The sequence below is a fragment of the Neomesorhizobium albiziae genome, assembly GCF_900114255.1.
GTDB classification, from domain to species: domain Bacteria; phylum Pseudomonadota; class Alphaproteobacteria; order Rhizobiales; family Rhizobiaceae; genus Neomesorhizobium; species Neomesorhizobium albiziae.
In genome coordinates this window covers 185,487-197,317 of sequence record NZ_FOSL01000007.1, presented here as the reverse complement: position 1 = coordinate 197,317, position 11,831 = coordinate 185,487, and the positions used below count along the sequence as shown (strand labels likewise).

Sequence of the window (11,831 nt, the reverse complement as noted above, 5' to 3'; positions counted from 1 at the left end):
GGGCCTCGCAGCGAAGGCCGGACGGCGAACTATACGCCAGATCCGGCCAGCTTCATCGAGATAAATAAGACAGTAGTGCTGTCCTAATTTTTTTATGACAGAGATTCGGGTAGCGCACAAGACCGAAATGCAAAATTTATCGGGGAACGGCGTAAGAATGTTTCGCCGGGAGGCCCGATCTTGCAACATCATGGCGCAACCGGACACCGGTGGACCGCTGGTTTTTTGCTGGTGTGACGGTTTCCCGCGCGCTTCTACATGATAGAAGCGGGCGACATTTCCCACACGGCAACTTACCGGGACTCCATGATTTTTGCCTCTGACAATTGGGCTGGCGCCCATCCAAGGATTGCCGCAAGCCTTTCGGCCCATGCCGCGGGCTACGAGCCGGCCTACGGCAACGGCGAGCTCGACAAAATAGTCTCGCAACGCTTCAGCGAAATCTTCGAGCGCGAGGTCGCGGTCTTCTTCACTGCGACGGGCACGGCGGCCAACGCGCTATCCATGTCCGTCTGCAACCGCATCGGCGGCGTCGCCTTCTGCCATGCCGAAGCGCACATGACCGTCGATGAATTCGGCGCGATGGGGTTTTTCACCGATGGCGCGCGGACATTGCCGGTTGCAGGCGGGTTAGGCCGCATCGACCCGAAAGCGCTCGATCGCGCCATCACACGCTTCTCCCACGATCTCGCGCCTGCCGGCCAGCCGATGGCGGTGACGATCACCCAGGCGACCGAAATCGGAACGGTCTATGGGCTTGACGATATAGCCGCTGTTTCAGCCGTGGCGAAGAAGCACGGCTTGCCGCTGCATATGGACGGCGCGCGCTTTGCCAACGGGCTCGCCGCGCTCGAGGTGACGCCAGCGGAGATGACCTGGAAAAACGGCGTCGATATCGTCTCGTTCGGCGGCACCAAGAACGGCTGCTGGATGGCCGAGGCGGTCGTCGTGCTCAACCCTGAACTCGGCCGCGACCTGCAGGTTCTGCGCCAGCGGGCGGGCCAGCTCTTTTCCAAGTCACGTTTCATGGCGGCGCAGTTCGAGGCCTATCTGGCCGACGATCTGTGGCTTGAGACGGCGCGCCACGCAAACGCGATGGCAGCACGGCTGGCGGACACTCTGCGCGCCTCAAACCGCGTGCGTCTGGCCTGGGAACCGCAGGCCAACGAGGTGTTTGCGATGTTGACCCGCGAGAAGGCTGAACGGATACGGGCGGCGGGGGCCAGGTTCCATGAATGGGGCCTTCCGCAGAGCTTCGATGGCGATCTCCCGGAGGGCGAGGCGATCTACCGTTTCGTCACAAGCTTCGCCACCACCGTGGAGGAAGTCGACGCTTTCGGCGCGCTGATCGCCTGAGAAAGCACACCCTGAAATGAAAAAGGCGGCGCCCGAAAGCGCCGCCTTTTCCTTCAAGAAATCCTGCCAGGTTTAGTTGGCGGTCTTGGCTTCGATCTGCTTGGCGTTCGCCGGAGCGGCCGAAATCGCAATTTTGCGGGGTTTCAGCTCTTCGGGAATGCTGCGCTTGAGATCGATGTGAAGGAGGCCGTTCTTGAGGTTGGCGCCAGTCACCTCGACGTGGTCGGCAAGCTGGAAGCGGCGCTCGAAAGCACGGCTGGCGATGCCGCGATAGAGCAGCTCGGAGCCTTCGCCATTGCCCTCGTCCTTGCGTTCACCCTTGATGGTCAACACGTTGCGGTGGGCTTCGATCGAGATTTCCTCGTCCGAGAAACCGGCGACCGCCATCGAAATCCGGTAGGAATCCTCGCCGGTGCGCTCGATGTTGTAGGGCGGGTAGGTCTGCGCGCCTTCCGGCTGCGCAAGCGAATCGAGCATGGTGAAGAGCCTGTCGAAGCCGACGGTGGAACGATAGAGCGGCGAAAAATCAACATGACGCATGGGTTTGTTCTCCTGCTGAGCAACATGGTTTGCGTATGGCTGGTCGAAAACCCTGTTCAGGCGTTTCCGGGAGCCAGCGACCCCGGTTTTCGGCGGCCGCAACGTTGATTTGGGAAGCCCTGCCCGCGATTTCAAGGCATTTTTTCCCCGCCGGGAAGCCTGCGGCGCGGCGCGTCGGATGCGCTGTGGCGGCCGCGCAGCTTTTTGCTTTTGGCATGTCGTTATCGCAAAACCGCTGCACACTTTTGCGCGACATGCATTGTCGAAATGAACGGAAAATGAACCGCGCCTTCGGCCTGCGTTCAGGCGACGGACGTTAAAATCCATCCCAACATCGAAAAAGGCGACCACAGACAAGGGATCGCCACAGGGTTCGAGCCGGGTGTAACGTCCCTTCCTCCCGGATCGATAGAGGCCGGAAGCACGCACCATGCGGCTTCCGGCCTTTTCTTTTCGCGCCGCCCAGGCCGCCAGATCACGGAATTCCTTTGCTTTTTGGCAATCGGCTTTTTATCTGGATCGAACCCTCCAGTGGAAAATCCAACCACGCGCTGCCGCCGGAAACCGCCCCATCGATGACCGAGCTTTTGATCGACATCCCGGAGAACCCGCAGCCCGAGCAGGCGATTTCCGGGTTTTTCAAGGCGCGGGACGGCAAGCAGATCCGCTATGCCCGGTTCGGCGTGAACGGGCGTCCCGTGAAGGGTACGGTCATCGTGCTGCCCGGCCGCAACGAATGCATCGAGAAATATTTCGAGACCATCGGCGATCTGCAGACCCGGGGCTTCACAGTGGCAACCTTCGACTGGCGCGGCCAGGGCGGTTCCGACCGACTCATTGGCGACCCCATGCGCGGCCACGTCGACAGTTTCGACAGCTATGTGCGTGATCTGGAACAGTTTTTCGACGAGATCGTGCTGCCCGACTGCCGCAGCCCGTTCTACCTGCTTGCCCATTCCACCGGCGCGCTGGTGGCACTTCTGGCAGCCCCCGCCATGGTCAACCGGGTGCGCCGGATGGTGCTGATCGCACCGTTCCTGGAATTGAAGAAGACGTCGCTGTCGATGAAGTCGGTCCGCCGGCTGAGCGGGTTTCTCAATTGGACGGGGCTCGGCCAGCTCTATATCGGCGGCGGCCCGCAGACGCGCGATCCTGCGCCTTTTGCCGGAAACGTGCTTACCACCGACCGGCGCCGCTACGCCCGCAACACCGATATCTACCGGAAATTTCCCGAGCTTGGGCTGGGCGGCCCCACTGCCGCCTGGATTCATGCGGCGAGCGTGGCTGCCGAACGTGTGCGGGACCCGGAATTCATGGCGAAAATCCGCATTCCGTCGCTGTTCATCGCGGCCGGCGCCGACGATGTGGTGTCGACCCGCGCCATCGAGGACTATGCATCGCGGCTGCGTTCCGGAACGGTGCTCACCATCGACGGCGCCCGCCACGAGATCCTGCAGGAAGCCGACATCTTCCGCGAGCAGGCGCTCGCCGCGTTCGATGCCTTTGTGCCGGGAACCGACAGCGGGGTTTGATTTGGCCTTGGGCCGGCGCACGTCAGGCGGTTAATCGGCTCGCGTGAACCGCATGTCCCAGTTGAATTCCCACGTCTTGCCGTCGTCGGGGGAAAACGCCTGCTGCCAGCGCGCGGTGTTCGCGGTGATTTCGGACCAGATATAGTGGACGATGATCGGCCGGCCGTTGAAGGTGTCCTCGCTGGCGAAAATGCCGACGCCATCCTTGAAGGCGCCGCGCACCGGCACGTCGATGACCGAGGGATTGCGGCCGTCGATCCACCAGATCGACCACAGTTTCGTCGCAGGGTCGAAGGTGCGCAGCGTCACCGCGCGGTAGGTGCCGGAGGGCAATTCCAAAAGGTTGTCGTCGACATTGCCCAGGCCGTCCATCAGCGGCCGCATCTCGCTGACGCCGGAGAACTCGTCCCAGTTGGTGTCGCCCTCAAGCCGCTTTTGCAGCCGCCTGTGATGGACATTCCAGCGCCCGAACAAGGGATCGAAATCGGCACGCCCGTCATTCGGCGTGTTGGCGTCGCGGGTGGCTGAAAACTGCGGCATGCTGGCGGTCCCCTCGATATCTGCTGTCGAAGGACACTAGCTCAGGGCTGCTGACAGCGATCTGTCAGCAGTAAGGTTTTCAAAATGCTGACTTTTGCAGCTTATTTTTCGTGCAGAACCTTCAAGGCCGCTTCGTGCAGTTCGGGCGTGGCGGCTGCGATGATCTCGCCGCCGTTCTCGGCCGGCCCGCCCTCCCAGTTGGTCACCATGCCGCCGGCCTTTTCGATGATCGGGATCAGCGCCACGATGTCATAGGATTGCAGCCCGACCTCGACGACGAGATCGACATGACCGGCGGCAACCATCGCATAGGCATAGCAATCGGTGCCGTAGCGCGGCAGGCGCACGGCCGATTCCAGCCGGTTGTAGGCGTCGCGGCGACCGCCGAGGAACAGCGCCGGCGTTGTCGTGCACAGCGTCGCGTCCTCGAGCGCAACCGTCTTGCGGGTTGCAAGGCTGCGTTTTCCGTTCGGCCCTTCATAGTGGGAGCCGCTCTCGTTGGCGTAGAACAGTTCGCCGGTGAAGGGTTGCGCCATCATGCCGGCGACCGCATCGCCGTCGACCGTCAGCCCGACAAGGGTTCCCCACAGCGGCAGGCCGGAGATGAAGGAGCGCGTGCCGTCGATCGGATCGATGACCCAGATATTCCGGCTGGAGCTGTTTTCGGCGCCGAACTCCTCACCCAGAATGCCGTGGTCGGGATACCGGGCCTTGATGACGGCGCGGATCGCCTTTTCCGCTTCGCGGTCGGCCTCGGTGACCGGGTCGAAGCCCGATTTCAGCTTGTTGGAAACCGCACCCTGCTGCCGGAAGCGCGGCATCGTCTCGCCCGCCGCCGCGTCGGCCATCTTGCGGAAGAACGCCGCGCTTACATCCGGTTTTGCGTTGGTCATGATGCCCCGATCGGTGCTGGTCCAGCCATCAAACTGAATTGACACATAAGAGTGAATTAAAAAAGCCAATTGACATTTGTGCAGCGCACAATAGAGTATCAATCGGATGGGTTGTTCCCATCCATGCCCTCCTTGGGCGTTTCCTCCCTAGACTTCGACCGCGTCGTGCAAACGATGCGGTCTTTTTTCAGGCCGAAACGTTTTAATCTGGTTATTCCGCGGCCAGCGGAAGCCCGTAGAAATGATGCTCGGGCAAGGCCATGAGGTCGGCGGCGAAGCGCCCCAGGTCCTCGGCCAGCGCGTCAAATCCGACCGATTTCTGGAACGTGCGCTCGTTCATGTAAAGACCGCGGTTGACCTCGATCTGCAGCGTGTGCAGGCCCTTTGCCGGCCGGCCGTAATGTTCGGTGATGAAGCCGCCCGCATATGGCTTGTTGTGGGCGACGGTATAACCCATGGCGACCAGCAGGCCGATCGCATGTTCGGTGAGCACCGCGGAGGCGGAGGCGCCGAAGCGGTCGCCGATGATGAAATCCGGCCGCATGCCGTTCTCGCCGACGCGGATCGATGCCGGCATCGAATGGCAATCGACCAGGATGGCGAAACCGAACCGGGCGTGGGTGCGGGTGACCAGCCGCTTCAGCTGCTCGTGATAGGGCTTGTAGATGGTCTCGATGCGATCCACCGCTTCCGACAAGGGCAGCCGGGCGGGATAGATGTCGAGCCCCTCGCCGACCAGCTTCGGCACCGTGCCAAGCCCGCCGGCGACCCGCGCCGAGCGGATGTTGGCATAGGAAGGCACCGGCTCGGCGAACATGCGCGGGTCTAGTTCCCAGGGCTCGCGGTTGACGTCGAGATAGGCGCGCGGGAAATTGGCGGCCAGAAGCGGCGCGCCGAGCACCACGGCACCCCCGAACAACTCGTCGACAAAACAGTCTTCCGAACGGCGGATCGCGTTGCGGTCGAGCCGCACCATGGAGAGAAAGCGCTCGGGATAGTGACGGCCGCTGTGCGGAGAGTTGAAGACGAAGGGGACGCGCTGTTCGGCGGGACTGCGAGTTTCGAACGGACGAACGCCTGAGAAATCCTCCGCTACCGTCATGATACCTGCCTGCACTGACGAACATCGCACTTCATGGTGTCTGGAGCCTGCCATCGCAGCGCCTGCCTGTCCAGTACACATAGAGCGCTGCACGTTTCTGCACGCTCTATGATTTATCTGGGCATCGTGCTTTCCGAAAATCGAATCCGATTTTCGGGCCGATGCCGTAGTTTTCCATGCGTAAGTTGCGGCCCATGGCACCAGCATTCACTTGATGTTTACCCTCGGCTCTTCATATAGAAGACATGGTTAACGGGCTGCGTCGCGCGGACCGGCTTTCTGATTCGGACGGGAACGATGGCAAGAATTCTGCTGGCTGAAGACGACGACGACATGCGCCGCTTTCTGGTCAAGGCGCTGGAGCGGGCAGGTTACGACGTCAGCGATTTCGACAACGGCGCCAGCGCCTATGAGCGGCTGCGCGAGGAACCGTTCTCGCTGCTTCTGACCGACATCGTGATGCCCGAGATGGACGGCATCGAACTTGCCCGCCGCGCCACCGAGATCGATCCCGACCTGAAGGTGATGTTCATCACCGGCTTTGCCGCGGTCGCGCTCAATCCCGATTCCAAGGCGCCCAAGGACGCCAAGGTGTTGTCGAAGCCCTTCCATCTGCGCGATCTCGTCAACGAGGTCGAGAAGATGCTGCAGGCCGCCTGAGCGGATTACATGGGTTGAACCGGCATTCCGCTCATCTGTTTGTTTAGCCGCATTTGTGCGGACGCCAAGTGATTCCACCTGGCTGCAAAATGCTCTGAGCAGGCAAAAAGCCTCCATCGCGGACCGACCGGACAGGTCGCCGCAGCCTGCCTTTTTCAGCCAAACCAGCTATTGACGCGCCCAAACAAAAATGGTGTATGCGCGGCATCGGATGGGCGTGTAGCTCAGCGGGAGAGCACTGCATTGACATTGCAGGGGTCACAAGTTCAATCCTTGTCACGCCCACCATCCTTCCCAGTCTAGATTTTGCAGCACAACTTCGGTTGCACGATTGCGCGCGGTTTCGGCGCACAGCGCGCGGGCGCCGGCATCTCAACCGAGCCTGAGCGCCACCACGCCAGCCACAATGCAAAACGCCGCGGCGATCCGCCATTTCGTCATTCTTTCGCCGAGCACAGCCAGCGAGATGGCGAGCGCAAACAGGATCGATGTTTCGCGCAACGCCGCGACCGAGGCGATCGGCGCCTTTGTCATCGCCCACATCGCGATCCAGTAGGAACCGGCGCTCAGCACGCCGGTGAGGATGCCGATCTTCCATTCCTTCGCCATGATCGCCAGCAGACGCCGCCCCCGGTAGAAGAAGCCGATGGTGATCGACACCAGCCCGTCGCACAGGAACAGCCACGCGGCATAGCTGGACGCCGAAGCGGCAAGCCTTGCGCCGCTTCCGTCGGTCAGCGTGTAGCTGGCCACGAATATCGATGTGGCAAGCGCGAAGCCGACGGCGCGCTTGTCCAGCTTGCCGAGGCCGGACCCGCCGCGAACCGACATCAAAAACGTGCCGGCGGACAGAAGAACGATGCCGGCGATGGCGAGCTGCCCCGGAATTTCGCCGATCAGAAAAATGCCGCCGACGGTTGTCATCAGCGGTGCGGCGCCACGCGCCAGTGGGTAGGTCTGGGCCAAATCTCCGGCTTCGTAGGCGAGGATCAGGAAAAGCCTGTAGCCTATATGAATAGTCAGGGACGTAACGATCTACGGCCAGACGTGCGGATCCGGCACCGCCACGAACGGCAGCACCGGCAAGGCGGCGAGCGACATGCCGAGCGATGTCAGCGAGATCGAGGCGAAGCGGTCGACGCGTACCTTGATCAGCGCGTTCCAGCTTGCGTGCATGGCGGCGGCGGCGAGAACCGCCAGAAACACGGATAGGCTCATTCCGGCGCCGGCATTTCGAGATCGATATCGGTCCACACCGGATGGTGGTCGGAAGCGACCTCGTCGTTGTCGACGCGGGTGGAGCGCACCCGCGATGCCAGCGCTGAACTCACAAAGCAGTAGTCGAGCCGCCGCTTCTGGATGCGGCCTTCGAACTGCCTGACATGGGTGAACTGCGCGTCCGGCGTCTGGCCCGCCGCAACCAAAGCGTCGACGAAGCCTTCAGACGCACCGGCGTCATCCGTCATCCGCCGGTACTCCGCGCTGCCGGGCTCGCTGTTGAAATCGCCCATCCAGACCGCTTCCAGCGGGCATTCGGGCTCCGGCTCGCCATTCGTCCAGTTGCGGTGCGTTTCATCGTCAAGGCCGCTCCACGGACCGCCCGCGCCCGTCGCCCTGCGGTGCAGGCCGTGGAGAAAGTCGAGCTGCTCCAGGCGCTCATCCGCGTCGATGTGGGCAAGATGCAGCGAAAGGAAGCGGATAGGCCCGGCCGGTGTGCGGATCAGGCATTCTAGCGCCGGGTTCTGCGTGTTGAGGCGCGCCGTCATGCGCCGCATCGGCAGGAGATGCAGCCTCGACCAGACGATCGGCAGCCGCGACAGGAGCATGGTGCCGAACTGACGCCGCCGGTTGACGATGCGGCCATCCCCGTGCGTGCTGGCGTCCATGTCGAACGCTGGTCCATAGACCCGGTAATGGTCGGGCAGGAGACGGCCGAGCATTTCCGGCTGGTCGTCTTCACCGGTGCGCTGCCAGTGGCGTTCGACCTCCTGCAGCGCGATGATGTCGGCGCCCGCCACGACCTCGGCGGCGCGTTCGAGCGCGTAGCGGCCGTCCGCGCCAAAGCCATACTGGATGTTGTAGCTGACGAGCTTCAAGCGTCCCGCGATCCCTACATCGCGTCACGCCGAACGGGATTCGGCCGCCGCGCTGCAGCTTCTTGTTGAGCACGTCGTTCTCCCGAAACCGAGAACACTTTCGGGCGACATGCGTTAGGAAGAAGCTCGCGGAACTAGCCTCTTAACTTAGCCGGCGCAACGAGCATGGCTGCATCAATCGCTTGGGCCAGTGCGCCGAAGGCGAGCGCCGCTTCTCACCCCCTACCGGACCTTCTCGCCGCTGGCGGGGCGAAGGAGGCCTGATCTTCTAGTGCAACACCAGCAGATCGTTGGAAGCAAAGCTGATGTCGGTCTTCTGACCGACGGCCGGCGGCGGCGTGCTCGGGTTGTTGAAGGTGTCGAGCGATACGGTGCTGCCGCCGACACCGACACGCACCCGGATGACCGAGCCTAGGAAATGCACTTCGGAGATTTCGCCGGACAGGCTGGCGTCAGCGCCCGGCCTGCGGCCGAGCGTGATCGCCTCCGGCCGCAGCGCCAGTGAAAGCGTATCGCCGTTCCTGGAGCCGTTTAGCTTGCCCTTGAGGGCGACCTCCTGCGCGTTGACGCGTACTGTTCCGTTGGCGGCGTCGCTGACGGTGCCTTCCAGCACGTTGAGCGTGCCGACGAAGTTGGCGACGAACTTGGTCGCCGGGCGGTTGTAAATCTCGAAGGGCGTGCCGACCTGTTCGGCCTTGCCGCCATACATGACCGCGATGCGGTCGGAGATCGACAACGCCTCTTCCTGGTCATGGGTGACGAAGATCGTGGTGATGCCGAGGCTTTTCTGGATCGAGCGGATTTCCTCGCGCAGCGAAACCCGCACCTTGGCATCGAGCGCCGACAGCGGCTCGTCGAGCAAAAGCAGCTTCGGCATCGGCGCCAGCGCGCGCGCCAGCGCGACACGCTGCTGCTGGCCGCCGGAAAGCTGGAACGGATAGCGATCACCAAGCTGCGGCAGCTTGATGAGATTGAGCATTTCGGCGACGCGCTTTTCCTGATCGGCCCTGGGCATGCCGGCGACCTTCAGCCCGAAGGCGACATTCTGCGCGACGGTCAGGTTGGGAAACAGCGCATAGGCCTGGAACACCATGCCGACATTGCGCTTGTTCGGCTTCAGATTGGTGACGTCCTTGCCCGCGACCATGATCTTGCCGGCGGTCGGTTCCTCGAAGCCGGCGACCATTCTGAGCACCGTGGTCTTGCCGCATCCCGACGGCCCAAGGAAGGAGACGAATTCGCCGGGCTCGACATGGAGATTGAAGTCCTGGACGACGGTGACGTCGCCGAAGGATTTCTTCACGTTCTGGATGGAGAGGAATGAATCTGCCATCGGGTTCTCTTTTCTCAATTGGGCCGGTTGGCGGATTTCGGCGCATAGCGCGCCAGGAACTGGATGGCTGTCATGCAGCCCCAGGTGAGCAGGAATGCGATGATGGCAAGTGCTGCCGGTTCATAGGCGCGGTTGGCGCCGAGGTTCTGCATGTAGGGCCCGAAGGCCGGACGGTTGAGCAGCGAGGCCATGGTGAACTCGCCAAGCACGATGGCGAAAGTCAGGAACGCCCCTGACAGCACCGCGATCAGCACGTTAGGCAGTATGACGCGCCCGATGATGGTCGGCCAGCCGGCGCCCATGATCTGCGCGGCCTCGGTCAATGTCTTCACGTCGATCGTGCGCAACCCGGTGTCAACCGCGCGGTACATGTAGGGCAGCGCCAAAACCGAGTAGCCGATGACCAAAAGGACGTTGGTGCCGGTGATCGTGCCGAGGAACGGCAGCCAGGAGTTGGTGCCGTACATGCGGATATAGCCGAAAACGATGACGATGGCCGGAATGACCAGCGGCAGCAGCGTGATGAACTCCACGATCGGCCGCAGATGCGGCATGCGCAGGCGTACCCAGTAGGCCGTCGGCACCACGATAAACACCCCAAGCAGGATGGTGAAGATGGCCACGATCACCGAATAGGTGAAGGTCTGCTGGAACTGCGAACTGGCGAAAACGACCCGGTAGGCCTCGAACGAATATTCGCCGCGCTTCATGCGCATGGAAAATTCGAACGTGGCGATGAGCGGCACGATGAAATAGACCGCGCCAACAAAGAAGGTGAGCCAGGCCCACCATGCTCCGCGCTTTTTCATGGCATGGCCTCTCGCAGATGCGGGGGAAGCAGAAGACGCGCGTCCATCACTTCAGCCACCTCTCGGAGCGGGTCCTGAACCAGATGTAAAAGATATTGGCGAGCCCGGTGATGAAGATCATGCCGAAGGCGAGCGCGTAGCCGAGATTGGGGTCGCCCAGGACGTCGCCGCGGATTTGCGCGTAAAGGCTGATCGGCACGATGTTGAGCGAGGAACCGGTAAAGGCATAGGCCGTCGCGATGGCGCCGAAGGCATTGGCGAAGAGCAGGATCACGGTGCCCAGAAAACTCGGCCAGAGCACCGGGATAACCACCATGCGCCAGTACTGCCAGTTGGTGGCACCGAGGGTCGCGGCAGCTTCGCCCCACTCCCTCTTTATACCGTCGAGGGCGGGTGTGATGATGACGATCATCAACGGGATCTGAAAATAGAGATAGACCGCGATCAGGCCCCAGGACGACAAAAGGTTGAAGCTGGTCGCGTAGAGGTTGAAGCCGAAGAGGTCGCGCAACAGGATGGTGACCAGGCCGAGGCGTCCAAGCGTTGCCAGGAAAGCGAAGGCAAGCGGAACGCCGGCAAAGTTCGACGCGACGCCTGAGAAGGTCATGGTGGACGAACGAACCCATTCGGGAAGCCCGCCGCGGACGATCGCCAGCGCGATACCGAGGCCGGCCAGCGCACCGAGAACGGCGGACCACAGGCTGATCTTGATCGAGACCATGTAGGACTGGCGGATCGTCGGCTGCTCGAACAGCTTGAAGATGTTCGTCAGCGTGAACCCGCCGTCGCGATCCTGAAACGCGCCGACAATCAGGTACATCGTCGGCAGGATCAGAAACAGCACCGCGAAAATGAAGAACGGCGCGACACCTATCCACTGCGTGGGAAGGCGCACGGAGCGCGCTTCGGCTGGCGGCGCCGTCTTTCGGGCCATGGCCGGATCGGAAAGGCTGATATCTGTCATGCGCCT

Annotated in this window: 13 protein-coding genes and 1 tRNA gene; 4 read left to right on the top strand and 10 right to left on the bottom strand. The window is 62.1% G+C overall.

Going from position 1 to position 11,831, the window contains the following annotated elements; all coding sequences use genetic code 11:
* Nucleotides 1-306: 306 nt before the first annotated feature.
* Nucleotides 307-1,356 (top strand): threonine aldolase family protein, encoded by a 1,050-nt coding sequence (locus F3H98_RS14080; RefSeq protein ID WP_149760776.1) that lies wholly within the window; start codon nt 307-309, stop codon nt 1,354-1,356.
* A 72-nt stretch (nt 1,357-1,428) separates the two neighbouring features.
* Here F3H98_RS14080 and F3H98_RS14075 read toward each other — a convergent pair whose 3' ends face one another.
* The gene (locus tag F3H98_RS14075) at nt 1,429-1,896 is read right to left on the bottom strand and encodes an Hsp20 family protein (protein ID WP_149760775.1); all 468 of its coding nucleotides are present in this window, start codon (nt 1,894-1,896) and stop codon (nt 1,429-1,431) included.
* Nucleotides 1,897-2,471: 575 nt separating this feature from the next.
* Here F3H98_RS14075 and F3H98_RS14070 point away from each other — a divergent pair.
* On the top strand, nt 2,472-3,428 hold the full coding sequence (locus F3H98_RS14070) for an alpha/beta fold hydrolase (RefSeq protein WP_149760774.1): 957 nt from the start codon (nt 2,472-2,474) through the stop codon (nt 3,426-3,428).
* Nucleotides 3,429-3,458: 30 nt separating this feature from the next.
* On the opposite strand, the gene F3H98_RS14065 is transcribed toward F3H98_RS14070, so the two are convergent.
* The 3 genes from F3H98_RS14065 to F3H98_RS14055 all read right to left on the bottom strand — a co-directional run bounded on the left by F3H98_RS14065 (nt 3,459) and on the right by F3H98_RS14055 (nt 5,963).
* Nucleotides 3,459-3,968, bottom strand: a complete 510-nt coding sequence (locus F3H98_RS14065; RefSeq protein ID WP_149760773.1) for a DUF1579 domain-containing protein — start codon at nt 3,966-3,968, stop codon at nt 3,459-3,461.
* Nucleotides 3,969-4,069: 101 nt separating this feature from the next.
* Nucleotides 4,070-4,861, bottom strand: coding sequence for a histidinol-phosphatase (hisN, locus tag F3H98_RS14060; protein ID WP_149760772.1), 792 nt, complete (start codon nt 4,859-4,861; stop codon nt 4,070-4,072).
* Nucleotides 4,862-5,072: 211 nt separating this feature from the next.
* Nucleotides 5,073-5,963 carry an N-formylglutamate amidohydrolase gene (locus tag F3H98_RS14055; RefSeq protein WP_188130424.1) on the bottom strand — a complete coding sequence of 297 codons (891 nt, stop codon included), beginning with the start codon at nt 5,961-5,963 and terminating at the stop codon, nt 5,073-5,075.
* A 297-nt stretch (nt 5,964-6,260) separates the two neighbouring features.
* Between F3H98_RS14055 and cpdR the strand changes: the two genes are divergently transcribed.
* Both cpdR and F3H98_RS14045 read left to right on the top strand, forming a co-directional pair.
* Entirely contained in the window at nt 6,261-6,623 is a 363-nt protein-coding gene (gene cpdR / locus F3H98_RS14050; protein WP_008835384.1) for a cell cycle two-component system response regulator CpdR, read from the top strand.
* 213 nt (nt 6,624-6,836) lie between these two features.
* Nucleotides 6,837-6,911: transfer RNA gene (locus F3H98_RS14045), tRNA-Val, on the top strand.
* Between the two features lie 84 nt (nt 6,912-6,995).
* Here the strand turns inward: F3H98_RS14045 and F3H98_RS14040 are convergent.
* The 6 genes from F3H98_RS14040 to F3H98_RS14020 form a co-directional block, all read right to left on the bottom strand.
* Nucleotides 6,996-7,589, bottom strand: a complete 594-nt coding sequence (locus tag F3H98_RS14040; protein WP_244621720.1) for a DMT family transporter — start codon at nt 7,587-7,589, stop codon at nt 6,996-6,998.
* Nucleotides 7,590-7,658: 69 nt separating this feature from the next.
* On the bottom strand, nt 7,659-7,841 hold the full coding sequence (locus F3H98_RS31760; protein WP_244621719.1) for a hypothetical protein: 183 nt from the start codon (nt 7,839-7,841) through the stop codon (nt 7,659-7,661).
* The gene (locus F3H98_RS14035; protein ID WP_149760770.1) at nt 7,838-8,719 is read right to left on the bottom strand and encodes an endonuclease/exonuclease/phosphatase family protein; all 882 of its coding nucleotides are present in this window, start codon (nt 8,717-8,719) and stop codon (nt 7,838-7,840) included. Before F3H98_RS14035 ends, F3H98_RS31760 begins: the two co-directional genes overlap by 4 nt.
* Before the next feature lie 268 nt (nt 8,720-8,987).
* Nucleotides 8,988-10,052, bottom strand: coding sequence for an ABC transporter ATP-binding protein (locus F3H98_RS14030; RefSeq protein ID WP_149760769.1), 1,065 nt, complete (start codon nt 10,050-10,052; stop codon nt 8,988-8,990).
* Between the two features lie 14 nt (nt 10,053-10,066).
* The gene (locus F3H98_RS14025; protein ID WP_149760768.1) at nt 10,067-10,861 is read right to left on the bottom strand and encodes an ABC transporter permease; all 795 of its coding nucleotides are present in this window, start codon (nt 10,859-10,861) and stop codon (nt 10,067-10,069) included.
* A gap of 46 nt (nt 10,862-10,907) precedes the next feature.
* The gene (locus tag F3H98_RS14020; RefSeq protein ID WP_149760767.1) at nt 10,908-11,825 is read right to left on the bottom strand and encodes an ABC transporter permease; all 918 of its coding nucleotides are present in this window, start codon (nt 11,823-11,825) and stop codon (nt 10,908-10,910) included.
* Nucleotides 11,826-11,831: the final 6 nt, after the last annotated feature.

What these genes read in the sequence shown, in the direction of transcription:
- F3H98_RS14080 (WP_149760776.1), top strand. Translation starts at nt 307, where the DNA reads ATGATTTTTGCCTCTGACAATTGGGCTGGCGCCCATCCAAGGATTGCC.
- F3H98_RS14075 (WP_149760775.1), bottom strand. Translation starts at nt 1,896, where the DNA reads ATGCGTCATGTTGATTTTTCGCCGCTCTATCGTTCCACCGTCGGCTTC.
- F3H98_RS14070 (WP_149760774.1), top strand. Translation starts at nt 2,472, where the DNA reads ATGACCGAGCTTTTGATCGACATCCCGGAGAACCCGCAGCCCGAGCAG.
- F3H98_RS14065 (WP_149760773.1), bottom strand. Translation starts at nt 3,968, where the DNA reads ATGCCGCAGTTTTCAGCCACCCGCGACGCCAACACGCCGAATGACGGG.
- hisN (WP_149760772.1), bottom strand. Translation starts at nt 4,861, where the DNA reads ATGACCAACGCAAAACCGGATGTAAGCGCGGCGTTCTTCCGCAAGATG.
- F3H98_RS14055 (WP_188130424.1), bottom strand. Translation starts at nt 5,963, where the DNA reads ATGACGGTAGCGGAGGATTTCTCAGGCGTTCGTCCGTTCGAAACTCGC.
- cpdR (WP_008835384.1), top strand. Translation starts at nt 6,261, where the DNA reads ATGGCAAGAATTCTGCTGGCTGAAGACGACGACGACATGCGCCGCTTT.
- F3H98_RS31760 (WP_244621719.1), bottom strand. Translation starts at nt 7,841, where the DNA reads ATGAGCCTATCCGTGTTTCTGGCGGTTCTCGCCGCCGCCGCCATGCAC.
- F3H98_RS14030 (WP_149760769.1), bottom strand. Translation starts at nt 10,052, where the DNA reads ATGGCAGATTCATTCCTCTCCATCCAGAACGTGAAGAAATCCTTCGGC.
- F3H98_RS14025 (WP_149760768.1), bottom strand. Translation starts at nt 10,861, where the DNA reads ATGAAAAAGCGCGGAGCATGGTGGGCCTGGCTCACCTTCTTTGTTGGC.
- F3H98_RS14020 (WP_149760767.1), bottom strand. Translation starts at nt 11,825, where the DNA reads ATGACAGATATCAGCCTTTCCGATCCGGCCATGGCCCGAAAGACGGCG.